Source organism: Dyadobacter sp. CY261 (assembly GCF_021440085.1).
Lineage (GTDB): Bacteria > Bacteroidota > Bacteroidia > Cytophagales > Spirosomataceae > Dyadobacter.
On sequence record NZ_JAKCPW010000003.1, the window covers coordinates 69666 to 93671 of the forward strand.

Annotated in this window: 25 protein-coding genes; 3 read left to right on the top strand and 22 right to left on the bottom strand. The window is 47.8% G+C overall.

The genetic code is table 11. The features are described from left to right. Positions 1-4: 4 nt before the first annotated feature. From LZD49_RS10185 to LZD49_RS10250, 14 genes are all read right to left on the bottom strand, one after another. A complete protein-coding gene (locus tag LZD49_RS10185; RefSeq protein WP_234667248.1) occupies positions 5-271 on the bottom strand; it encodes a phosphopantetheine-binding protein in 267 nt (88 codons plus the stop codon). Positions 272-318: 47 nt separating this feature from the next. Then, complete coding sequence (locus LZD49_RS10190; protein WP_234667249.1) at positions 319-1596, bottom strand: ABC transporter permease; 1278 nt, start codon at positions 1594-1596, stop codon at positions 319-321. A gap of 4 nt (positions 1597-1600) precedes the next feature. After that, positions 1601-2350 (bottom strand): ABC transporter ATP-binding protein, encoded by a 750-nt coding sequence (locus LZD49_RS10195; RefSeq protein WP_234667250.1) that lies wholly within the window; start codon positions 2348-2350, stop codon positions 1601-1603. 12 nt (positions 2351-2362) lie between these two features. Further along, positions 2363-3394 carry a BtrH N-terminal domain-containing protein gene (locus LZD49_RS35815; RefSeq protein WP_234667251.1) on the bottom strand — a complete coding sequence of 344 codons (1032 nt, stop codon included), beginning with the start codon at positions 3392-3394 and terminating at the stop codon, positions 2363-2365. Between the two features lie 4 nt (positions 3395-3398). Further along, the gene (locus LZD49_RS10205; RefSeq protein WP_234667252.1) at positions 3399-3797 is read right to left on the bottom strand and encodes a hypothetical protein; all 399 of its coding nucleotides are present in this window, start codon (positions 3795-3797) and stop codon (positions 3399-3401) included. A 55-nt stretch (positions 3798-3852) separates the two neighbouring features. After that, positions 3853-4995, bottom strand: a complete 1143-nt coding sequence (locus LZD49_RS10210) for a beta-ketoacyl-ACP synthase III (protein WP_234667253.1) — start codon at positions 4993-4995, stop codon at positions 3853-3855. Beyond that, the gene (locus tag LZD49_RS10215) at positions 4995-5906 is read right to left on the bottom strand and encodes a hypothetical protein (RefSeq protein ID WP_234667254.1); all 912 of its coding nucleotides are present in this window, start codon (positions 5904-5906) and stop codon (positions 4995-4997) included. The genes LZD49_RS10210 and LZD49_RS10215 overlap by 1 nt, the downstream gene beginning before the upstream one ends. A 27-nt stretch (positions 5907-5933) precedes the next feature. Beyond that, complete coding sequence (locus LZD49_RS10220) at positions 5934-6416, bottom strand: hypothetical protein (RefSeq protein ID WP_234667255.1); 483 nt, start codon at positions 6414-6416, stop codon at positions 5934-5936. Between the two features lie 43 nt (positions 6417-6459). Then, positions 6460-7518, bottom strand: coding sequence for a methyltransferase (locus LZD49_RS10225; RefSeq protein WP_234667256.1), 1059 nt, complete (start codon positions 7516-7518; stop codon positions 6460-6462). Beyond that, on the bottom strand, positions 7515-8255 hold the full coding sequence (locus LZD49_RS10230) for a YdcF family protein (RefSeq protein WP_234667257.1): 741 nt from the start codon (positions 8253-8255) through the stop codon (positions 7515-7517). Before LZD49_RS10230 ends, LZD49_RS10225 begins: the two co-directional genes overlap by 4 nt. A 138-nt stretch (positions 8256-8393) precedes the next feature. Beyond that, a complete protein-coding gene (locus LZD49_RS10235) occupies positions 8394-9026 on the bottom strand; it encodes a hypothetical protein (protein ID WP_234667258.1) in 633 nt (210 codons plus the stop codon). 27 nt (positions 9027-9053) lie between these two features. Beyond that, positions 9054-9668, bottom strand: coding sequence for a hypothetical protein (locus LZD49_RS10240; RefSeq protein ID WP_234667259.1), 615 nt, complete (start codon positions 9666-9668; stop codon positions 9054-9056). Between the two features lie 34 nt (positions 9669-9702). Continuing rightward, a complete protein-coding gene (locus LZD49_RS10245) occupies positions 9703-10953 on the bottom strand; it encodes a phenylacetate--CoA ligase family protein (protein WP_234667260.1) in 1251 nt (416 codons plus the stop codon). 24 nt (positions 10954-10977) lie between these two features. Then, positions 10978-12681 carry a C45 family autoproteolytic acyltransferase/hydolase gene (locus tag LZD49_RS10250; RefSeq protein ID WP_234667261.1) on the bottom strand — a complete coding sequence of 568 codons (1704 nt, stop codon included), beginning with the start codon at positions 12679-12681 and terminating at the stop codon, positions 10978-10980. 60 nt (positions 12682-12741) lie between these two features. Here LZD49_RS10250 and LZD49_RS10255 point away from each other — a divergent pair, with 60 nt between their 5' ends. After that, positions 12742-13368 carry a 4'-phosphopantetheinyl transferase superfamily protein gene (locus tag LZD49_RS10255; protein ID WP_234667262.1) on the top strand — a complete coding sequence of 209 codons (627 nt, stop codon included), beginning with the start codon at positions 12742-12744 and terminating at the stop codon, positions 13366-13368. A 30-nt stretch (positions 13369-13398) separates the two neighbouring features. Further along, positions 13399-15876: a PIG-L family deacetylase gene (locus LZD49_RS10260; protein ID WP_234667263.1), complete on the top strand. Its 2478-nt coding sequence runs from the start codon at positions 13399-13401 to the stop codon at positions 15874-15876. A gap of 24 nt (positions 15877-15900) precedes the next feature. Here the strand turns inward: LZD49_RS10260 and LZD49_RS10265 are convergent, their stop codons facing one another. The 8 genes from LZD49_RS10265 to sufC form a co-directional block, all read right to left on the bottom strand. Then, positions 15901-17010, bottom strand: coding sequence for a VWA domain-containing protein (locus tag LZD49_RS10265; protein WP_234667264.1), 1110 nt, complete (start codon positions 17008-17010; stop codon positions 15901-15903). A gap of 77 nt (positions 17011-17087) precedes the next feature. Next, a complete protein-coding gene (locus LZD49_RS10270; protein ID WP_234667265.1) occupies positions 17088-17516 on the bottom strand; it encodes a BrxA/BrxB family bacilliredoxin in 429 nt (142 codons plus the stop codon). 33 nt (positions 17517-17549) lie between these two features. After that, positions 17550-17861: an SUF system Fe-S cluster assembly protein gene (locus LZD49_RS10275; RefSeq protein WP_234667266.1), complete on the bottom strand. Its 312-nt coding sequence runs from the start codon at positions 17859-17861 to the stop codon at positions 17550-17552. Between the two features lie 18 nt (positions 17862-17879). Continuing rightward, complete coding sequence (locus LZD49_RS10280) at positions 17880-18308, bottom strand: SufE family protein (protein WP_234667267.1); 429 nt, start codon at positions 18306-18308, stop codon at positions 17880-17882. Positions 18309-18344: 36 nt separating this feature from the next. After that, positions 18345-18704, bottom strand: coding sequence for a DUF5618 family protein (locus LZD49_RS10285; RefSeq protein WP_310590484.1), 360 nt, complete (start codon positions 18702-18704; stop codon positions 18345-18347). Between the two features lie 46 nt (positions 18705-18750). Further along, positions 18751-19977 (bottom strand): SufS family cysteine desulfurase, encoded by a 1227-nt coding sequence (locus tag LZD49_RS10290; RefSeq protein ID WP_409021313.1) that lies wholly within the window; start codon positions 19975-19977, stop codon positions 18751-18753. 91 nt (positions 19978-20068) lie between these two features. Further along, on the bottom strand, positions 20069-21388 hold the full coding sequence (gene sufD / locus LZD49_RS10295; RefSeq protein WP_234667269.1) for a Fe-S cluster assembly protein SufD: 1320 nt from the start codon (positions 21386-21388) through the stop codon (positions 20069-20071). 57 nt (positions 21389-21445) lie between these two features. After that, positions 21446-22204 carry a Fe-S cluster assembly ATPase SufC gene (gene sufC, locus LZD49_RS10300; RefSeq protein WP_234667270.1) on the bottom strand — a complete coding sequence of 253 codons (759 nt, stop codon included), beginning with the start codon at positions 22202-22204 and terminating at the stop codon, positions 21446-21448. 257 nt (positions 22205-22461) lie between these two features. Between sufC and LZD49_RS10305 the strand changes: the two genes are divergently transcribed. After that, positions 22462-23913 (top strand): arginine deiminase family protein, encoded by a 1452-nt coding sequence (locus tag LZD49_RS10305; protein WP_234667271.1) that lies wholly within the window; start codon positions 22462-22464, stop codon positions 23911-23913. Positions 23914-24006 lie beyond the last annotated feature (93 nt).

Consider the following 24006-nt stretch of genomic DNA (forward strand, 5'->3'; position numbering starts at 1 on the left):
AAAATTAAGCGGCTTTTACATGGGCGAGAATGTACTCGGCCATGTGGTTGACGTCGACCAGGATTTTGCGCCCCTCGGCCGGATTATTGATTTTAATACCATATTCCCTTTCAAGGAGCACCACCAGTTCGAGCGAATCGATGGAATCGAGCCCCAGCTCACCGCCAAAAAGCGGTTCATTATCCTTAATGTCCTCAGGGTTAATGTCCAGCAAGTTCAGATATTGTACAATTTGCCCTTTCAGAATGGGCTTCAAGCTTTCTATGTCCATATTGATTTGTTAATCTCTTTCAAATAAAGTTGGGTGCTTCTTCAAACTTAAATAATTCTTTCTAACCGTAACTTAAAATAAGTGCCAAGTTGACAAAGCACGATAAAAATGCCTAGAAATGCGAATACAGCCCGCAAATCCTGCCAACTTCCCCCTTTGAGAAAGAGCACATAAAACCCTTCCAGACACCAGTGCAGTGGGGAAAAGTTGCTGAAAAATTGCATAAACCCCGGCATCACAAACGTAGGCACCAAAATGCCCCCAATCGCTCCGAAAATAATAATCGATATCGCCCCGAAACCGTTGGCTTGTTGTTCGGTTTTGGCAAATGCGCCGATCATTAAAGCGTAACTCACAGCCGCCATACTGCTGATGAAAATCACGGCAATAGTCGCGATGATGTTGTCGGGAACGCTCAGTTTAGGCAAGCCGAGTTGGGGCAAAATCCATACACCCATCGAAAATGTAAGTGCCACCTGCAATGCCGCAACGACCACATAAATCGCCATTTTACTTAACATGACCACCATGAATGTGGTCGGCATCGTTTTCAGTCGAAGAAAACTGCCGTTAACCCGTTCTTTTACAATATTGCTGCCCAGCGATACAACCATAAAAAACATCGCGAAGATCGTCCAGGCTGGCACATTATGCTGCGTCGAGTTTGGAATGGCGGTAGAGTTATTGTTCCGCGCCACGATCTGATCGATGCCAACGCGGTTGGAGATCAGTTTGTCTTTCAGCTTTGCCGATCTCTCGGCAATGTCCATATTGGCGTACATCCGGTCGATCATCAGCGAATTTTCGATCACACTCATGTAGGACTGAATCACACTCATGACCGAATAGCTATAATTTTCCTGCAAAACCGGATCATTATAAAAAGATAATTTCGGCATCGATACCTTTTCTCTGCCCGTCTTATCGTGTTCGAGCCCGAGGTCATCCATCAGAATGCTACTCACATCCTCTGCATTACTTTCTAGTCCGGCTGAAAACGTTGCGGGAATGAACAATGCGATCATTTTTCCCCTCGATAATAGCTCCGAACGCAGCGATTGTTGCTGGATGCTATTTTGGGAATCTATTTTAAAAAGACCCGATCCTTTGAGCAAACCCACCAGTTTTTCCCCTTCCTTACCCTGATCGTGGTTGACGACCAGCAGTGGGATCTGGTTTTCATTCACCATTTTATAGGCGCTGTCCTGGATAATGGTAATGATAAAGACCAGCAACAACGGCATCAGAAACATCAAAGCCAGCCCCACCTTATCGTTGATAAGCAGGAGCAGTTCTTTGCGTAATGATGAAAATAATTTAAACATAGGCTTAATCGCGGTACGCTTCGCCGGTCAGGTCGATGAACAATGTTTGCAGGTCGCCTGCTCCATGTGCAGTTTTCAGCCCCTGTAATCCCCCTGCTGCAATAACCTTTCCATGATCGATCAGCGCGATATTTTTACAAAACTCTTCGGCCTCCGACATGTGGTGCGAAGTATAAATAATGGTCGTGCCCGACTGGTTGATTCGTTGTAAATAGCGGATAATGGCATTCCGGCTCTGTACATCCACCCCCACCGTAGGCTCGTCCAGAAACAGGATCTCCGGTTCGTGGATAATGCCAATCGCCAGGTTTAAGCGCCGTTTCATCCCGCCGGAAAACGTGCCAACCTTCTCATCGGCCGCTTTTGCAAGCCCCAGCACTTCCAGTAAATGCTCGCGGCGTTCTCGCAGCCTGTTTTTGGAAAGATTATACATTGCCCCAAAGTAATCCAGGTTCTGGCGTGGCGTCAGCTCCTGGTAGAAGGCATATTCCTGCGGTACAAAACCGATCCGGCTTTTTCTTTCATGATCCGAATAGGAAATGCCATTGTGCAAAAAGCGCACGCTACCGGAAGAAACAGGGATTATGCCACAAAGAATGGAAATCAGCGTAGTTTTACCCGCGCCATTCGGGCCTAGCAAGCCGAATACGTCAGATTGTATAATATCCAGTGAGACGGCCGAAAGGCTATCTTCCCGGGCAGATTTATAACGTTTGTAAACATCCCTGATCTCAATGCACACCTGACCCGCCATACCCATCAATGCTTACTTACCCAGTTTCAGGCTGGAAAGTTTCTGAAATGCTTCTTTCTCCACCAGACGAATGTCCAGCATCATATCTGCGATCTCTTCAAAATCTTTCTGTTCGGTGAGGCGGCCTTTGTAGACACCAGCCATTTTGATGGCGCTTGCACGCCACATGTCGCCGGCTTTGGTAAAATCTTCCGAAATATTGGCCAGCCGATCATCCTGCAAATAGGCCGCAGCCTCTTCCAGGAATGCCCCATAAAGGAAACGAAAACCGCCACCTCCCGTACCAATTTCCTCCTGCATTCGCACGATCTGGCCCAAATACAGACTTGCCCTACGCAAACCCAGCTTGTCGCGCCATTTGCGAACGTGGTTGGAGGTGTGGCGAATGCCATTCACACCCGCAAAATTGCCCGGAATGCTGAGCATATCGCGCACATTGCGACGGATGCCGGCTGTTATCCCTTTACGGATCATCTCATCGGTGATGGGTTTTATTTTTTCAGGAAAATAAATATGCCCCTTCGGTGCCAGTGGGCCTTGCGCGAAACGCACGCGGGAAAGGTCCTCTCTGGAAAGCGAGGTGACATCCTCCATCACCGGATCGCTAATCTGGTAGCGCCCTTCTTGCTCGCCGAAAACAATGAGGTTATGCGCGTTGAAATGGAAGCGGTATTCTTTGGGAAAATAAGTGAGGTGAAAAACCCCCACCTGGCAGCCGACCGGCACGCCTTCCTTCACTTTCTGATCCAGGAATGCTTCCGCAGCGGCCGGGCTTGAAAATCTCTTGCGGGTTACCTCCACACCCAGCGACTTGCAGGTCCGTTTGAAAATGGCGCCAGGCATTGTCCGGAAGGAGATCGCCGGGCCATTATTGACCGTTAAAAAGGGTATTTGTATGTAAAACAGACCCGAACCCATGCCGAAAGCCAGCGGCTCGGTCATGAAATCAAGGCCGTGGTAGCGGAGCAATGCCGTGGTAACCCCATTCTCGCAATGGGCGGTTTGTACATGGCGGAACTCATCCGTTTGACTGTCAATATTCACTGGATCAACCTTTAAAATTCCTTAATTCGCTCACAGTAATGTCGAAAGCCCTGGCATATTTTTCCAGTTTTCTCTCACTCAGACTTTTAAATACGGATGGCTTAAAATGTCGTTTGATAAAAAAAGGAAAGATACCCGTATAACCCGAAAGGACTGGCAAATCCATCAGCCGTAGTTCCATAAAATAGTACACCGGGCTTTTTTCGCCGTTTGCGACTGCCTTTCTCGCATTTTCCACCCGCTCGTTGACCTCCTCCCAGGCACTGTCGAGCGCCTGCTTTTTCACCTCCCAACCCTTGCTCAATGCGGTTTCATATTTGCCGTCGCCGTTCTTGACGTAGCACACTTCCCGGGTAAATTGGTCGAGCGCGCCGGGGTCCTGCGGAAGATCTTCCTTCTTCATGTTAGGGCAGCTTTTGATGGTTTACAATTAGTGTCACATCAGGCTTGACGCCCGGTCAGCACACAGTCAGCAGGCAGAACATGTATGAAAAGCGCGAGCTTTCAGGCACTGCGAGCAGTATTTTTTCGCCTTTTTTCAAAGCCCCGCTGTTGAATACCTCTTCGAGCATCATGTAAATGGACGCCGCACCTACGTTTCCTTTTGTCACAAGGTTAGTGTACCACTTCTCCTTGGGGACAGGCATGCCGTTTTCTTTGAAGAATTCGTCGATCTTGCTTTCGAAGAAATAGCTGGATAAATGGGGCAAAAAGTAGCTCACATCATCCATTGTTATTCCCTTCGCAGCCATGATATCGCGGAGCTTGGCAAAACCCAATTTAACAATTTTTTCACCTAAAAGCTTTACATCCTGCTTGATACTAAAAATAGAATGCTCCTGGATTTCTTCTGCGGTGAAGTCTTTATAGCTTTTCAATGTACCGTTTTCCAGCTTATCGGCACCCATATACATGCATGCCTCCGCTTCGTTGGCATACGAGCAGCCTTCTATCCAGTCTATTTTCAGGGAAATCCCTTCTTTATTTGGAGCCGATTCCACCAGAAACGCGCCTGCACCATCGGAAAGCATCCAGCGCAAAAAATCTTTTTCAAATGCCAGGAAAGGATTTTTCTCCAACTTGACCAGCTGCTGTATCTCGTCTTCGAACTGGTCCGACCGGAGAACCGACGACAACCGCTCGGAAGCGCAGGAAACCGCTTTTTGCTTCTCCCCGAGCTTCACCGACATGTAGGCATATTTGAATGCGTGCATTCCCGCGCAGCACACACCAGAGGGTGATACCACTTCGATCGGCCCGCTTTCGGGCAGGTGACCATGCACCATCGATCCGTGGGAAGGCATCAGTTGATCCGGGCTGGAAGTCGCGCAGCTCAGCAGGTCCATTTCACCAATTTCGCCCGGGTTATTTTTAAACAGGTTTTTGATTGCAAGTCCAGCCATCTCCGCATTGGTGTGCGTAACAGTGCCGTCTTTCTGCAATGCGTAATATCTGTTTTTAATCCCGTTATTGCGCAGAACGATGGCTTTTGACTTGGATGGTTTTCCGTTGATGTATCCTAAATATTCTTCCATTTCCTCATTGGAAACGGATTCATTCGGTAAAAACTTGGCAATCCTGGTAATATATGCTTCTGACATTATGATTTGGTTTCTACACCACAAAAGTATTCTTTTTTCTTCTTAATCGCATTGGACGCCAACGGGGCGATCAGCAGCCTGTATGCAGTTACGAGCACCGGTGCCACCATAAAAAGTGCCACCAGCAGGTAATATTTGAAAAACCCAACCAGCCTTTTCCGCTTCTCGGGCGTGGTGCCTTTCGTCTTGATCAGGTTAGCCCAGATCCTGAAAAGCTTCTTGGCCCGCCCTTCGATGAACAGGATGTCGGTGGGTATGGTAATCAGGCCCGTGGCCATAATTTCTTTTTGCAAACCGCCGTACTGCTGGTTATCATAAGCTTTTTTTACAATTGCTCCAAAACGGGAGGCGCTTCGAATGTCGTCATCGCTCACGCCCGGCTTTGGGAAAATGCCCCATTTCTTGTCTTTGCGGCCGGTTAACATCCAATGCAGGATTGTTACCGCGCTGACCAGGTTCGAAACGCGGTCCATCAGCGGGATATTGCCCACCAGCTTGCCACCGGCATCGGCGATCAGCTTTTTAATACTTTCCTGCGAATTGAGCCACATATTCCGGCCACCGATCACGGTTACTACCGGCGTCTCCCGAACCCTTAGTTTAAACTCAGGACTTTTAAGCAGCGAAGTAATAGGCAGTGAGGGCGACAGAAACCACGGCTGATAACCAAGCACGATCAGCTCGTATTTTTCGGCACCAAAGTGCAATGGTTGCAACTCGATCGTGTCTTCCTGCACGCATTCGGGCATCTTGTCGAAAAATTCATCGCTTGTCCAGGGAAAGACAAAGGGCTTTGCCGGAAAAATGACCAGTCGCTCTACGGTCTCAGGCTCGAATGGAATCAGGAACTGATCGATAATTTCATTTAACTGACCTGACTGAGAGTAGTTTACGACTAAGATGTTTTTCATTGATCGGCAAATCCTGTTAATGCATTCCTATTTAAGATCCGATTCCTTCAACACTTTCGAATCCTTCGCATAATCGGTGATGACGGTTTTCAAATTAGCGTCCAGCTTTGCGAAGCCAGAAACGATCGCCTCTTTGTCGGCATCGATTTCCTTATTATATTTCAAAATTCCCGGTGCATGCTCCTGTATCGTAAGACGCAAAAAACGGAACTCGGTATTGTCAGGATTGCTTTTGATCTCCTCTTCGAGCAAATGTGCGCCCTTTTTGAAGGTCTTCACCTTCCCTCCTACGCCTTTCACATAGCCGGCCTTTTTCATCGTTAGAGCCCCTTTATAAGCATTCACCTTGGATGTGGCCCTTTCGCTCTCGAGCGTCGCGAGCAGTTTGTCGATGGATTCCTCCTCGCCGCTCGACAGGGCCTTGTAATAGGCGCCTTTGTCAACCTGCGCATTGGCAGCCACCGCCGTTACAAGCAAATAGGCCATGCCAACTGTGATAAACCACTTCATAACAATCAATATTTACGTATTCCGAATGAAAAAGGATGTGGCACTATGCCTTTTTCCTGCATTCCAGAATCGTATGATAACTGTCGCCGATCAGCGGATAAGTCTCAACGACTTCAAACCCAGCCTGGCAAACCAATTCTTTCATCACCTCGATTCTGTACATTTTGCTGTTGCCATTGGCCATGATTGTAAAATACAAAGATGTAGCCACCAGACTATAATGTGCAGCAGGATAATTCTGGTTATCAAAAAATGGTTCCAGAATGTACAAAGTGGTGTTTTCAGAAGCCGCCTGAAAGGCATTTTCAAGGATTGCCACGATTTGCTCTTTGGAAAAACAATCCAGAAACTGGCTCATCCAGATCACATCGGCGCCTTGGGGGATTTTTTGTGTTGTATCAAGAAGGTCGATCGCATGAAAATCGATGCGGTCGAGCAGGCCGCGTTCGGTTGCATTGGCCTTTGCTACATTGAGCTGGACCGGCAGATCGAGTATTTTAATACTCACTTCCGGATCATAATCACAGCATGCGAATGACCATTTACCGGTATTTCCTCCGATATCGAAGAGCGTTTTAGGCTTTTTAGCAAACACAATTTTCAGTGCGTCGGGAAACGCATTGTCGGAGTAATAGTGGTCGAATTCAAACCACGCAGTTTTGGCAGGCTCAGGCAGGATGGAAAGGCCCTCATAGATAGTTGGCCACTTACCGAGCTCTTTGAGGCCTTCGGGCCTGCCGTTGACGATACTTTCAGTCATGTGGCTGGCGCCCAGGTAGCAAACATCCTTCATGAAGTTCATATTCACGCGGGTCATTTCGTCCTTCAAAAGGAAGAAACCGATCTTGCTGATCTTGACAACCTCATTTTCTATCTCCACCACGCCCAGGATTTCGGCCGCTTCAAGCAGCAAGGTCACACCGTATTCGGAAACATTCACACTTTCGATGATGTTGGTAATGCTTACGCCCTTACGGTTTTCGCTGATATACTGTAAAATGCCCAGGTCTCTGAGCGCTACCACCGATTGAAAATACATCGGGCCAAACGCTATTTTTTGTGCTTCATACTTGGCTTCGATAGCCGACAATTCCTTTTTCATTGTACGCTTTTATTGTTCCTGGATTGCTGGGAAGAGGGTATCATCCGATCCTTGTATTTCCTTCTGTATTTTGCTTTTTTTAAATCTTCTTCGTGCCAAACGATGTACTTGCCCATCGTGCCGCGGAAACGTTTGAAAAAACCTTCCTGATCCGATAACTTCACAAAACCTTCTTTTACCATCGCATCGCTATGGTCGGCTTTGGGTTCATAAACGTTGATAATCTTCACTGTATCGATCACAGTCGGCAACAGGCCAATCGGCAGCTCAAATTTCTTGATGAACTTGCGCATATAGCTCGTCTGGATGGGATCGGTAGAAAGGGCTATTTTTGAAAAGCCCTTGTCTTTTGCAAGGCGATAGGAATAATAGACGTTCTCCGTGCTGTGCTGGGCTTTTTCTTCGGTAAACAAATGCTCGCGCGGCACGCCTAACGCTTCGGCGTAGTTGGCCATTACCCGGCTTTCGATATAAGGAGTGGCCACTGCGCTGCCTGAGAAGATGATATTTTTGGTATACCCTTTGGAATACAGATAATAGGCCCAATGGATACGGAGCTGAAGCACCATATCCCATTTCTCACCATTATAAGGGAACCCCGGTACGATGATCGCATCATAGGGCGCTTCCTTGGCACCTTTTGTGAAAGCCTTCGCCGCTGAACGGTAAAGCATCTTACCGCAACCGCTAAAGAGCAGGCATATGATCAGCAGAAAAAACGAATTGGCTATGCGCACGATAATGGATTAGCGGGTTTTAAACAGTAAGCTGTGAACGTTCACCAAACTCAGGCAAACAGATCACAGCTTACAAAAGAATGATATGGTATCGGTATTCAATCTGAGCTTTAAAAATAAGCAATTCTATTTACTTTATTAACCTTTGAATAATTTGCTCCACTTCTTGTAAAGGCTTTTGTCGATTTCCTGGTTGATTTTGTAAACACCTCCGGCCCAGTAGTTACGGAATCCGAAACCGCCTGCCTTGCCTTCCACTTTCTCGGTATGGATCACCTTTTTAGTTGCCAGGTCGATGAATGTAACCCATACGATCAGCTTTTCAGCATTTTTGTTGAGGCTTTCCACCACGTACACCACACCGATGCCGTCCTTTTCACTCAACGAATATTTGGAAACGGATTTTTTTACCTGGTCTTCGGTCATGCTGTATTCGTCTTCGGTCAGGTTCTTTTCCACATTCACCGACTTATTCAGCTTGACCATGTCTTCCACCTTCGACTTATACTGGTCGTCTTTGAGGTTAAATGCTTTTTGCAGAGAAAATTTCTTCGGTTCTAGCTCGATCAGGTTGTTCCAGCTTACAATGTGCTGATTTTGAATTGCCTGAGCGTCTGTAAAGCCTGCTTTGCCAATGTATTTGGCCTGCGTAAAGTCAAGACCCAGGAAAACCAGCTTGCTTTTACCGGAAAACAGGTCGGCCATCGTGTTATCAGCGGAGGCAACAGCGGCTTGAAACACCACCAATGCAATGAGTAACAATTTTTTCATAACGGAAGTAATTGGGAACGGTTGATTTTATTTCAGTTTTTTATCCAGAAACGCCGCCAGGGATTTGCCGGCCTTAGCATAAGACTCCGCGATCCGCACGCCGGTGTCGAAGTCAAAACCTCCAAACTGGCCGCCCGGAACATTTCTCATTCCGATTTCAGCTATTTTACTGGATTTATTGGCCGATTCTACCAGATCGATTTCGTAATCCACATAAGCATTCTTGCGCATCACGCCTACGTTGAAGCCCGGTTCTATAAATTTAGTCTTTACGATCAGGGTATACTGTGCATCCGGGCGGGCCTTCACGGCTGTGATGCCTTTATCTTCCAAACCCTTGTTAAAGAGCTCTTCGAACTTGGGCTCGTAACGGGCCTTACGGTCCTCAACCCAGGCTTTTTTCCAACTATCGCCTTTACCGGCTTCCTTGGCATTGTACTCGGCGGATTTCTTATCGAGGTACTCCTGCTCGGTGGCAAATTTACCTACCCCGAACTCGGAATAATCGTACTCCACATTCACGGTTTTCTGACCTGCCAACACGCTGACATCGCCCGAACGGAGCTCTACCCGCTGAGCAAGGGATGCGTCTGCGGCGAGGAAGGTAATGGCCATTGCTGACGCGTAAATGAACTTTTTCATGATATGGTTTCTATTTTAAATGGTAACAGAGGCGTCAAATATAGATCAATTTTTCAGGTTTGCGTTTCTCCTGTTTGTAGATGCGGAAAGTTAGTTCTTCAGCGGTTACGAAAGTTAATACAGGCGAAACACGAAGCCTGGATTTGAACAGTGAATGCATGTTTTCCTTGAAGGTCGAGCTCTGAAGCTGCATAGGCAGCACCACGGTGATTTCATCATTTCCAAACTCGTTTTTAGATACGACAACCTGGTACAAATCGATCTCTTTGACAGCGTCGAGCACGTCAAATAATGCCGGCGGAAATATGGTCGTGCCTTTGAATTTGATCATTTGCTGCTTGCGCCCCACCACCGGCCCCAGGCGCGGGCTCGTCCGCCCGCACACGCAAGGCTCGTAGTATACATGACAAAGGTCGCCTGTTTTATAGCGTAGCAGCGGCACGCCCTCTACACCGAGTGTTGTCACCACCACCTCACCCAGCTCGCCGTCTTTTACCGCATTACCTTCGTCATCGACGACTTCCAGGATCAGCAGATCGGGGTTCAAATGGCCGCCTTTGCCTTCTCCGCACTCAGTGAAAGCAGCGCCCATTTCAGTAGAAGCATAGGTTGAGTAAAGCTTGACATCCCATTGCCCGGTAATGCGCTTTCCTAATTCATTGAGCGTAAAATCCGGGTTACGGATCGGCTCGCCAATACAGATGATGGATTTGATACTCGACGAGCGGTAGTCGATCTCGTTGACAATGGCGTAATCGATCAGTCGTGGGATAAATGATGGGATCGCGATAATAACGGTCGGCGAAAACCGCTGGATCGACTCCCATTGCAGATACGGCGCTCCCGGGCCGACCCGGATCATCCCCGCACCCATTTTACGTGCACCCATCCAATAGGCCAGACCGGCCATAAAACGGCGATCGATGGTGGTCATAAGCTGGTAAATGTCGTTTTCTGTGCCACCAGCGCATTGAAACGACTGTGCTTCATTTATCGCGAGTCTTTCTACGTCAGCATCGGTGAGGTAAAAGGCCACCGGGTCACTGAGAGTGCCCGATGTGGTCACAAAGTCGGTAATGCGGCTTTTGGGCACACATAGGAAATCGTCGTTGTATCGGGCGAGATCGTCTTTGGTCGTAAATGGTAATCGCGCAAGGTCGGAGACGGACTTGATTGCATCGACGTTGATGTTATGCTCGCGAAAAACCCGCTTATAGTAATTGGAATAGTTGGAAACGTGCAATAATAGCTGCTGCAACGCGGGTTGCTGTGTTTCGGCTCTCATGGCAATTATATTAGTATGGAAAAGCTAGTTATCTGCAACGTTCACTATTTTCTTTCCTCTACATTCGGCTATGTTCCCGCGGATGGATTTTTCCTCATTCAGAGAAGGCAGCTCGTGTTTGAGGGCCTGCTCATAATAGCCGATCGCTTTGTTGAAATCACCTTTTTTCTGATGATACTGCCCCAGAAAGAAATATGGAAGATAGCTTTCCGCGTTGTTGGCGACAAATGCTTTCTCCTCCTGCGTAGTCAGCGAAAGCGGCGCATCGAGCATCATATATTTGGTGATTTTCTGTTTCACTGCTTTAAATGCCTCAAACTTTTTGTAATCGGCAGATTTGAGAAATGGATCGGGATCAATATCGAGCGAATCGAAAGAATCAAAATGCCCTTTTGTTGTAAAAACATTACTCAGATCATACCCTACAAACTCCCCCAACTGATAAGGCGGAGCCGAAATCCAGAATTCTTTTTTGGCTGGTTTAAACAAAATACCATGATGCGCGATGAGCTGGTTGAGCAGTTTTGAATTGCCGTAACCGATAAACTTGTCGTCGACCCCTTTCTGGTCGCGCAATATACCCGCCGCCTGATCCACACCCATCGGATAGGAACGCCCCATGAGCTGGGTCATACGGTCGAAACGGGCCTTGGAATCGGTTTCCTTGATATTTTCGATATTGACCGAGTCCTTCACGAATGCATTGCTCTGGTAATGGTTGGCGCAAACCAGGTAATCTTTACCCGAATCGTACACGTCCATTTTCTTCGGCGATTTTTCTATGATCACAGCCTTATCGTCCGCCGCCGAGCCGATCAGCAGTGATTCGGAAACGAAAGTTTCGCTTTTTGCAGCGATTTTCCGCGCTTCCTCAATGGTACCGGCATATTGCAGGATTTCCCGCGCCAGAATCGAGATGGGCTCTTTGGCAGAGAATGGCAAATCCGATTTTGAGGCATTCAATGTGACGGTAATGCCTTTTTCGTTCATCCCCGATACCACGCCGGTAAGTCCCGCCCACGCATAGGATGCAAATTTGTAGCCTTTGTCGGGATTCATGAACACGATGAGCTTGTCCTCGGCGAATGCATCGCCCATGTAAAAGTCGAAATTGCGGGCGATAAGCAGCGTAGAATCTTTGGTTAGTCCATGATTGACGGCAAACGAAGTACAGCCGACCATATTCAGATCCACCAGCGCATGCCCAATGTCGTGAGCGGCATGGTAGTTGAGAATGCGATAATATTTGGGGCCGATGTAATCGAATTCATCCGAAAAAGATTGGGAAACGCCGTAAATTTCCTGCTGATTTTCCTCGGGAATGTATTTGTAAATATCGCGGTTGAACCAGCCTACAAATCCCTTTAACATTTGAAGAGCGCCAGCGCTCGGGATCATTTCCCTGATTTGCCCTACAAAATGCACCTCCTGCTTTTCCATCAGCTCTTTGGCCAGCATGCCGTAAACCAACCCGCGTTCGTAGGGCGAGCCTTCCAGATACATTTCCCAAATACCGTGTTTGTTCTTCCGCAACCAGTTATTACCAACTGCGTAATGGTTCTCCCCTACCTTAATCCGTTTGTAACTTTCAACGGTTTTAGTACTTTCAATCTCCGGGGCGGGAATCCTTATCCGCCATAGGAATAGTCCAAGGATTACACCGAGGACCAGCAAGAAAATCAGGAAAGCTTTGAGCGCCGAACGCAGTACTTTGTTTTTAGGCCACATAAAAATCAGCAAACAGCCGCGTGGGTAATGCGACTGATCAGTTACCAAAATTAGCAATAAATGGGCATCGTTTCTATAAAAAGCATTTCACCGGTAGCACAATTGGGGCTTTGGTGCATGAGCGAACCCTGGCAGCAGTTGCTCGGAATGCTAGCGTTGCCTGCTTCCGAAATGGAGAAATTACAAGCCATTCCCAAAGAAAAGCGAAGGCAGGAATGGCTGGCTTGCAGGGTGTTATTAAAAGAAATGGTGGGAGACAATGCGCTCATCGGCTACGATGCCGAACGCAAGCCCCATCTTTCGGGCCATGATCAGCAGATTTCAATGTCGCATTCGGGCGAATATGTATGTGTGTACCTGAGCGAGCGCAAGCCTGTGGGAGTTGATATTCAGCAGATGAAGCCTTCCATTTCACAGGGTTCTTTCTATTTTTTGAATGAAGATGAAATGCAATGGGCTGACCTAAAAGACAATGTGCAAATGCACCTGATCTGGTCGGCAAAAGAATCGGTTTTCAAATATGCGGGCGACGCGTCCATTGATTTGAAAAAACATATTACGATAAAGCCGTTTTCAGGCAACCAAAACGGCCATTTTGAAGTTAACCTCCAAACAAACAATCGCCAGCAAACCGTACCGATCCAATTTGATACATTTGAGGATTACGTACTGACCTGGACCCTCTAACCAGCCCATAATCAACCGCCTTAACCCCTTATGCATATTTTTTTTACGCTCGTTCTGCTGTTGGCCGCTTCCCGGCTTTTCGCACAGACTCCCGCCCTTTCTTCAAGTGAAATCTTTCAGAACATCAAAAAACTCAACGTTTTGGGCTCGGTACTTTACATTGCCGCCCACCCCGACGATGAAAACACGCTGATGCTCTCCTATTTATCCAAGGACCAGCTCGTGCGCACCGGCTACCTCTCGCTTACCCGCGGCGACGGCGGCCAGAACCTGATCGGCGCCGAACAAGGTTACAATATCGGTGTCATCCGCACCCAGGAGCTACTCGCTGCACGCCGCATTGATGGTGCCCAGCAGTTCTTTTCAAGGGCTTATGACTTTGGGTTTTCCAAAACGCGGGACGAAACGCTCCACTTTTGGGACCGCGATAAAGTGCTGGGTGATGTGGTCTGGATGATCCGCAAATTCCAGCCCGATGTGATCATTACCCGCTTCCCGCCCGACCCGCGTGCCGGCCACGGCCATCATCAGACTTCCGCTTACCTGGCAGAAGAGGGTTTTACCCTCGCCGCCGATCCGAAAGCATATCCGGACCAGCTCAAATTTGTTAAAATCTGGCAAACAAAACGCCTCGTCTGGAACACATTCACACCCGGTTTCACCAACAAAGCACCCAGCGAAGAGAAGAATCCATTCATTTCCATTGGAATCGGAGGCTATAATCCGGTACTCGGAAAGTCCTACACCGAAATTGCAGCATCGAGCCGCAGCCAGCACCGTAGCCAGGGCTTCGGAAGCGCCCCGCAGCGTGGCGATCGCATTGATTTTTTCCTACATAAAGTGGGTACACCAGCTGAAAAGAACCTTTTCGATGGCATCGATGTGAGCTGGAAACGGGTGAAGGGCGGCGAAAAGGCTCAGGCACTCATTGCAGCGGCCATTAAAAATTATTCGGTAAACAAGCCATCCGCATCCATTCCCGATTTGCTCAAAATCAATGCAGAACTGAACAAGCTGGATTCGGCTAACATCTATATCAAAGCCAAAAAGGAAGAAATTAAGGATCTGATCCAGCAATGCGCCGGGCTGTGGTTTGAGACCAATCCCAACGATTTTTCGGGCGTTGCAGGCGACGAAGCGCGGATCAGCATAGGCATTGTCAAACGCTCGGATTATCCCGTAAAGCTTGTTTCGCTACATTGGACGGGCAAATCTGCCGACAGTGTCTTGAACCTCGCATTGAATGCAAATGAAATGAATGCGTTCCCGAAAAAAGCATTGCTACCCGCATCATTGAAAACTACCCAGCCCTACTGGCTCGAAAAACCAATTGAACGCGGCATTTTCCAGATTGATAACCAGCAGGATATTGGTTACCCTGAAAATCGCCCGGAGACGAAAACCAGCTACAAGTTCGAAATCGGTGGGCAGGAGTTTGTATTTGAAAGACCTTGGATTTACAAATCCGTCGATCCGGCGGAAGGAGAAATTTACCGGCCGTTCGAAATCCGGCCGCTTGTGACGACAAATATAACCGAGCCGGTTTTTATTTTTCCTTCCATGGATGCGAAAACGGTGAATATCGTCGTAGAAGCGCAGCGTAACAATGTAAAAGGCACTTTGAAACCCGAAATTCCCGCGGGCTGGAAGTCTGTTCCGGAATCGGCGGAGTTCAATCTGGCCAACAAATACCAGCAGCAATATTTCTCATTTATCATTACGCCACCTGCCGGAAATCAGGAGGCGGTCATCAAAGCCGTGGCTGTCGTAGATGGCAAATCCTATGACAAAGCGGTCAAAACCATTGCCTACCAGCACATTCCAAGCCAAACGCTTTTCCCGGAATCGGCAGCCAAGCTGGCGAAGATCGATGTAAAAACCACAGCTAAAAACATCGGCTACATTGCCGGTGCCGGCGACGATGTCCCTATGGCCCTGCGGCAAATGGATTGCCAGGTGACCATGCTCAATGAAGCAGGCCTGGCCAAAGACCTGAATGTATACGACGCGATCGTCGTGGGTGTGCGTGCTTACAATACGGAGGCATACCTGAACAATTATCAGGCAAAACTGATGGATTACGTCAAAAACGGCGGTACAATGGTGGTGCAATACACCATTCCAGGTGGCCAGAAAGTGAAGCAGATCGGCCCGTTCAATATTGAACTAGGCCGTGAGAGAGTCACCGAAGAAGATGCGGAAATGCATTTTCTACAACCGGAGAACCCGATTTTGAACTACCCAAACAAGATTACTCAAAAAGATTTTGAAGGCTGGATCCAGGAGCGCGGGCTGTATTTCGCCCAGGACTGGGATAAGAAAAACTACCAGGCGCTATTTTCCGCCAATGACAAGGACGAAAGTGCGAAGGATGGCAGCACGCTGTATGCGCAATATGGCAAGGGACATTACATCTACACCGGGCTGTCGTTTTTCCGCGAGCTGCCGGCCGGCGTTACCGGTGCTTACCGGTTGTTTGCCAATATGATTTCAGTAGGTAAAAAGTAGTTCAGTTTGAAAGAACGTCAAGCATTACTTGACGTTCTTTCTTCTGTTACGTTGAAAATCTTCAAGTACAAATCCTCCCAGCCCCTGCAAATTGCTGTAATAAGCACGGCCGTTGTTGACCTGAGTGAAATTCTGCACAAATTGTTTCAAATAAGGGTCGGTAGCGATCATGAATGTCGTCACCGGGATATCCAGCCTGCGGCATTGTGCGGCTAATGTCAACGTCTTGTTGATGATCTTGCGGTCAAGGCCGAAACTGTTTTTATAATAACGTATCCCTTCTTTCAAGCACGTCGGTTTACCGTCTGTGATCATGAAGATCTGCTTGTTACGCGTTTTTTTGCGGCGCAGAATGTCCATGGCAAGCTCCAAACCGGCCACCGTGTTGGTGTGGTAAGGCCCTACTTCCAGATAAGGCAAATCTTTCAACTGGATCTGCCACGCATCATTGCCAAAAACGATGATATCGAGTGAGTCCTTTGGGTATTTGGTGCGGATCAGCTCCGCCAATGCCAATGCTACTTTCTTGGCCGGCGTAATGCGGTCCTCTCCATAAAGTATCATCGAATGGCTGATATCGATCATTACCACGGTCGCCGTCGTCGTTTTTTGCTCGCGCTCGACTACTTCCAGGTCTTTTTCCATCAGCATAAAATCGCCTATGCCGTGATTGACCTGCGCGTTTTTGATCGACTCGGTCATCGAGATCTGATCAAGCGTATCGCCAAACTGAAAGTCGCGAATATCGCTCGTGAGCTCATCACCTGCACCCATGTGAGGCGTGTGATGGTTACCACCGGTTTTTGATCTTTTCAGTTTACCGAAAATTTCGTCCAATGCGCTTTTGCGAATGCTTTTCTCGGCTTTCGGCGTCATAACAAGCCTGCTTTCTCCCTCCTGCTTCTCCTCGGTCACATAACCTTTCTTTTTTAAATCATCGAAGAAATCCCCGATTCCATAAGAGTCATTGGTGAGATTGTATTGACGATCGAGCTGGCTCAGCCACGACATCGCCTCCGAGACGTCACCGGATGTCATCAGCAGCAACTGTTGAAAAATATCAAAAAGCTGGTCGAACTTACTATTCGCCCCTTGCTCGGGCGGCGTGTATTGGGTGAAACGGTGTCCTCGCATATTGGCAGGTATTAAAACGGACGGCTACTTTCAAATGTAATCGAAAGTAGCCGTCAAAATCACTAATCAGTATCGAATTACGCTTCTTCTGCGCAAAATTCTTCGAAAGCCATTTTCAAATGTTCAGCGATCATCTGAGCCGAACGGCCTTCAATGTGATGACGCTCAACGAAGTGGATCAACTCTCCGTCTTTAAACAGCGCTACCGCCGGTGAAGAGGGAGGATAAGGCAATGTATACTCGCGCATTTTAGCGGTAGCTTCCAGGTCGGCGCCTGCAAACACAGTTGCCAGATGGTCAGGCTTCACTTCGCTGTTGGCCAGCGCCGCTCTCACGCCTGGACGCGCAGCACCTGCCGCACAGCCACATACCGAATTGATCACCACCAAAGCAGTTCCTTTGGTATTTTGCATGAAGTTATCTACTTCCTGAGCGCTTGTCAGATCCTGAAAACCAACGCTTAACAGTTCGGCTTTCATTGGGGCCACTAATTGTGGTGGATACATATATTCTAATGTTTAAAAGTTGTTTTTACTATTTTACATGAACCCGAGTTCTAGCTTTGCTTCTTCGGACATCATTTCTGTTGTATAGGGCGGATCGAAGGTCAGCTCTACGCTTACATCATTGACGCCTTCCACTTCCCTGATTTTTTGCTCCACTTCGCCCGGCAGCGTTCCTGCCGATGGACAAGAAGGCGAGGTGAGCGTCATCGACACAAATACGTTGTTGATTGGAAACACTTTCAAATCGTAGATCAATCCAAGCTCGTAGACGTCAACCGGGATTTCCGGGTCGTAAACCGTTTTAATGGCCCTGATAACTTCTTCTTTCAATTCTGACTCTGACATCGCAAGTCTTATTATTTGTTATGCATTTACTGATTTGGCCTGGAAGGCAAAGCCGTACGCTTTCATTTGTTTCAACATCGCCGCCAGTCCGTTAGACCGGGTTTGTGCCAAATGCTGGTGCAGACCAATCCGTTCCATAAAATAGAGGTCGGATTTCGCAATCTGTTCCGGCGTATGCCCTGAAAGCACTTTCACGAGCATACTCACGAGTCCACGTACGATAATTGCGTCACTATCGGCCTCGAATTTCAGAAGATCGCCATCCATGTAAGCATTCAGCCACACCCTCGACTGGCATCCCTTGATAATATTATCCTCGGTCTTGTATTGTTCTTCCAATGGCGGGAACTGCTTTCCAAGATCGATAATGAACTCGTACTTGCTTTCCCAATCATCAAACAATTCAAAATCCGAAATTAGTTCGTCCTGTATTTCGTTTATGGTCATTTGTAAAATTCTGTTTACGCTGCGGCTTTTCGGGATTCAACCCAGTTGACGATCCCATCCGCTAATTTTAAGCCGGCCGAAGAAACGTCCGCTGATAGGGTTGCCATCATCACTCATTGCAAGGTGTAAAGTGTCATATGCTGCATTAAATGAGTGCAGCGCTTTCCTATCCAGCTTGCCAAGTTGCTCCTGGTACCATTCGACACTCTTTCTACCCTTTGTTTGTCTATCAAAAAGATTGTCCAATGCAACAAGGACACCCGTATACGCTGCATGACCGGCTAGCTTGACATATTTTCTATCCTGATAAAAGCCGTCTTCCTTTTTGGCTTTATCCCTGAGTATTTCCCTGGCATCGTTGAGGTACCTGCGAGCTTGCTGCAAATTGTCCTCCATAATGTGCACATAGTTTAAAATGAAACAATGCCAGTAATTTAAAAAATTATCCCAACATCTTCCTTACCTTATGCAGCCCCTGTATCAACCGGTCGATTTCTTCTATTGTGTTGTAAACAGCAAATGAGGCCCGCGAGGTTCCAGTAATATTAAAGCGGTTCATCAGCGGCTGGGTGCAATGGTGACCCGTGCGAACGGCAATGCCTTGCTGATCGAGCAAAACGCCGATATCCTGGTGGTGAATGCCGTCGATCACAAATGACAAAACACTCACTTTCTCCTTGGCCTGGCCGATAATGCGCAATCCTTCGATCTCAGAAACCGCGTTTGTCGCGTATTTTAACAGCTCGTTTTCATGAGCCGCGATCTGCGGTTTGCCCAAGGCATCGACATAATCCAGCGCATATTTCGCTGCAACCACATCGGCAATATTAGGCGTGCCGGCTTCAAACTTATACGGCAGCTCATTATAGGTCGTTTTGGCGAAAGTAACCTCCTTGATCATCTCCCCGCCGCCGCGGTAGGGCGGCATCGCATTCAGCAAGTCACGCTTGCCGTAAAGGATACCCATTCCGGTGGGACCGTATATTTTGTGTAGTGAAAGAGAATAAAAGTCGCAATCCAGGTCTTGTACGTCTATTTCAATGTGTGAGCTGGCCTGAGCGCCGTCGATGAGGACTTTCGCGCCTACCGCGTGGGCTTTCTGTATGATTTCCTTGATCGGATTAATGGTGCCCAACGCATTGGAAACGTGCACGACCGATACAAATTTGGTTTTTTCGGTCAGCAGCTTTTCATATTCGTCCATCAACAATTCGCCCTCGTCGTTGATCGGAATCACTTTCAGGATGCAGCCTTTTTCTTCGCAAAGCATTTGCCAGGGAACGATGTTCGAATGGTGCTCCATGGTGGAAATGATCACCTCATCGCCCTCTTTGAGAAATTTACGGCCGTATGCGGATGCGACCAAATTGATGCCATCGGTTGTTCCGTAGGTAAATATGATTTCTTCTGAATGCTCCGCATTTAAAAAAGCCTGCAAGCGCTTCCTGGATTGTTCGAAAGCGGAAGTAGCCTTCTCTGCCAGATGGTGAATTCCCCGGTGGATATTGGCATTGTAATGCTCGTAATAACCCGAAAGCGCATCTAACACGAGCCGTGGCTTCTGGGTTGTTGCGGCATTATCGAAATAGACGAGTTGTTTGCCATTGACGACTTCATTTAAGATCGGGAAGTCGCTTCGGATGGATGCGATATTGAGATTGTGGCTCATTTGGTTCGTCATTTAAGAAAAATACCCAACCCCAAAAATGGCGGTTGGGTACCAGGAAATGTATTGATTCGGATCAAAAAATCCGTAAATGCTATTTTGAAGCAAGCTTCTGGGTGATCACGTTTTCGAGATAGTCACGAACCGAGTCGATCTTGATCTGTGAAACCACGTCGGCGCAAAATGCGAACATCAGCAATGACATCGCTTCCGGCCGTGAAATCCCGCGTGAGCGCATATAAAACAAGGCTTCCTCGTCGATTTGACCGGTAGTTGTCCCGTGCGAGCACTTCACATCATCGGCGTAAATTTCCAGCTGCGGCTTGGTGTTCATCGTCGCGTCGGGCGAGAGAACGATATTCTTGCAGGACTGGAATGCATTTGTTTTTTGGGCGTCGGGACGAACGAAAATCTTTCCGTTGAACACACCTTTCGATTTGTCCCGTAAAATACCCTTATATAATTCGTTACTTTCTGAATTCGGCTTCTGGTGATCGGCAACCGTATGGTTATCAACATGCTGCGAGCCGTCCGGGAAATATAGCCCGTACATATGCGCGTCGCAGCGTTCGCCGTCGAGCACGATGTTCAGGTTGTTACGGGTGAATTTACCATTCAGCGTTACTGTTCCCGCATAAAAATGGGAGCGGTCGAGCATACGCACCTGGGTAGTCCCGACGTGGTAGGCATTGTCGCTCTCATTTTGCACCTTATAATATTGCACGTTCGCTTCCTCAGCCACGTGGATTTCGGTTACCACATTTGTAAACGATCGCTGTTCACCCAGCGTCCGGAACGCCTCGGCCAGTTTCACATGCGAATTTTTACCCACTGAAATAATATTCCGGGGTTGGCTGCCTACATTCTGCTCGCGGGCATCGCTTACGAAACGCAGGATAATCGGATGCTCGACTTGCTGATTATCAGGAATATGGATAAAAACCCCGTCCTGTGTAAATGCAGTGTTCAATGCCGTGAATGCATCGTCCGCATCTTTGGTGAGCTCGTTGAAATAAGAAGAAACTCTGGCAGGATCATTCTTATAAGCTTCTGCCAATGAGCTGATGGTAATCTTTTCAACCGGCGAAATGATCGTCGAAAGGCCCGCATTATAACGACCGTTAACGAAATACAGGATATTCGCTTCCTGTGCCGGCACTTTCAGATCTTCCAGCTCCGCAAGGCCGATGGAGCTCTCGGCATTGAAATCGTAAGAAACACTGATCAGGTCTTTTACATTACTATATTTCCATTCCTCGTGCCGGATGGTCGGGAAGCCTAATTTTTCAAAACGGGCCAGGCCTTCGCGTTTTTTCTGGTGGTACTCCGAAGATGCCTCACCATTCAGTACCGCTTCACGGGCGTAAAAATCCGTGATCAGCCTGGTTTTTAAATCTATTGTTTCGGTACTCATTGATATCTGGGTATGGTGCTTGTTAGGTTAAGTTTTAATGGGACAATGTGCCTTTTCTTAACCTACCGCTTCAACTTCCGCTTTAATCCAGTCGTAACCTTTTTCTTCCAATTCAAATGCAAGTTCTTTCGGACCGGATTTCACGATTCTTCCTTTGTACAAAACGTGTACGTAATCAGGAACGATGTAATCCAGCAGGCGCTGGTAGTGGGTTACCACAATAGTAGCGCGCTCAGGAGAACGAAGCGAATTGACACCCTCAGCTACGATGCGAAGTGCATCGATGTCCAAACCTGAATCGGTTTCATCCAGAATCGCCAGTTTAGGTTCGAGTACGGCCATCTGGAATATCTCATTACGCTTTTTCTCACCACCGGAAAAGCCTTCGTTCAGTGCGCGTTTGAGCAAGGAGTCGTTCATACTGACCAACTTAGCCTTTTCGCGCACCATTTTAAGGAATTGCGCAGCATCCAGCGGCACTTCGCCTCTATATTTACGGATTTCGTTAACCGCCGTTTTCAAAAAGTTGATCGTGGTAACACCCGGGATTTCAACAGGATATTGGAATGCAAGGAAAATCCCTTCCGCAGCCCTTTCTTCAGGAGCGAGTTCAAGGATGTCTTTTCCGTCAAATACTACGTTTCCACCAGTAACCTCGTACTCTTCCCTTCCTGCCAACACCGAAGCCAAAGTGCTTTTACCGGATCCATTAGGCCCCATAATTGCATGCACTTCACCCGGCTTGACTTCCAGGTTGATGCCTTTTAATATTTCCTTACCTTCAATGGAGGCACGCAAGTCATTAATAGAGAGCATAACTGATTTATACTTAAAAGATAGTTCGTGGTAATTTCCCGCAAAAGTAACACGCATTCGGCGTAAATGAAAATGAGCGTCAATGTCTTAAACGGCGGGCCACTCTTTTTATACAACCTTTTTAAGTGGCAGGATGTTCCCGCGATTGAGATATTTATCCCTTGAACAGCCACAGAATAAACGGGTTGAAGAAGGGCCGGTTTTTAATTCCATGAGAAACATTTACTTTGTGCCCCAACGTTCCAAACACTTCATTTATGGCTATTGACCAGGCGTCCGGACGCTCCATTATGGTTTCGTCGGAAACCACTACACTTAAAAGGCTTCTCATCCACAGCCCCGACCGCGGCCTGGGCAAGGTGGTACCCAGCAAGGCGCAGGACTGGCTTTTCGAAGACATTGTCCACCTGGACACCATGCGCAGGAAGGAATATGACTACTATGTAAAACTGCTCCTGTATTTTCTGGATCCTGATAAAATCAAAGGCAAGCTGGCGGCAATCAACGACGATCTGAGCCGCTCTTTTTTCATCCCGGGCCATGAAAACTACTTCAACTCCGACCGCGTGGTCGACTTCCAGCGGCTTTTGGGGGAAATCCTGGAAGATAAAAGCACCCGTACCAAGCTAACGGCCGCCATTTGCGGCATTGAGCGCTGCTCTTACCACATTCAGGAGGAGCTCAATGGTTATGATGCCCACGAACTGGCCGATATTTTCATTTCAGGCTCCTGTTCTGACAAGCGGATGCTTTTCGCGCCGCTGCCTAATTTGATCTTCATGCGTGACATCGGCATTGTGATCAATAATCATATCCTGCTCAACAAGCCAGCGAAAACTGCGCGGACACGGGAATCGATCCTGGCCCAGTTTGTATTCTTTTATCACCCGATGTTTGCCGATATCAAAGGCAACATCATTGAAATACCAGAAAATGAACGGCATTTCCTGCTACCGGACGATGAAAAGGCCAGTGACTACCACCGCTGCACCCTGGAAGGCGGCGATGTGATGATGGTCGCCCCGCATCATTTGCTGATCGGTTGCAGCGAACGCACCTCCATTTACGCGGCACAGCAAGCGATGAAAATATTGTTTGATAAAGATGTAGTTGCAAAAATTACCATTATCAAAATCCCTAAAAAACGGGATTACATGCACATTGACACCATTTTTACGCAGGTTAAAAAGGACGCGTGGGTGCTGCTGAGCGCATTGGCCCGTGTAGGAGACGAGGCCAAAAAGAAAGATGTGCTGCATTTCTTTGCTCCTGCCGATGCAAACAAGGAATTTAAGATACTGCAATTTGAGAAAGGGAAAGAGCAGCAGCCTCGTGAGATAGAGAACCTGGAAGACCTGCTGACGCAAATTAGCCGCGACGACCTGGGGGTTACCGCTCCTGTACGCTTTATTTACTCGGGCGGCAATGAATTCCCTTACGGCGAGCGCGAGCAGTGGACCGACTCCTGTAACCTGCTCGCATTGCGCGACGGCGTGGTGATAGGCTATGATCGTAACGACAAAACCATTGAGGCATTTAAAAAGGAAGGTTTCAAAGTGATCAGTGCCAAAGGACTGCTCGAAAAATTCGAACACAACGAATTATCGCCCCAAGACCTTACCGATACATTCATTACACTGCCGTCTGCCGAACTATCCCGCGCCCGGGGCGGCTCCCATTGCATGAGCATGCCGCTGCTTAGGGGGTAGCCACTGCCGGAATATTAATGTTGTAATCGACCTGTTTGAATCGTAAATTGCATGAGGGCATTGGTATGTTTATCATTTCCAACGCTGATTATC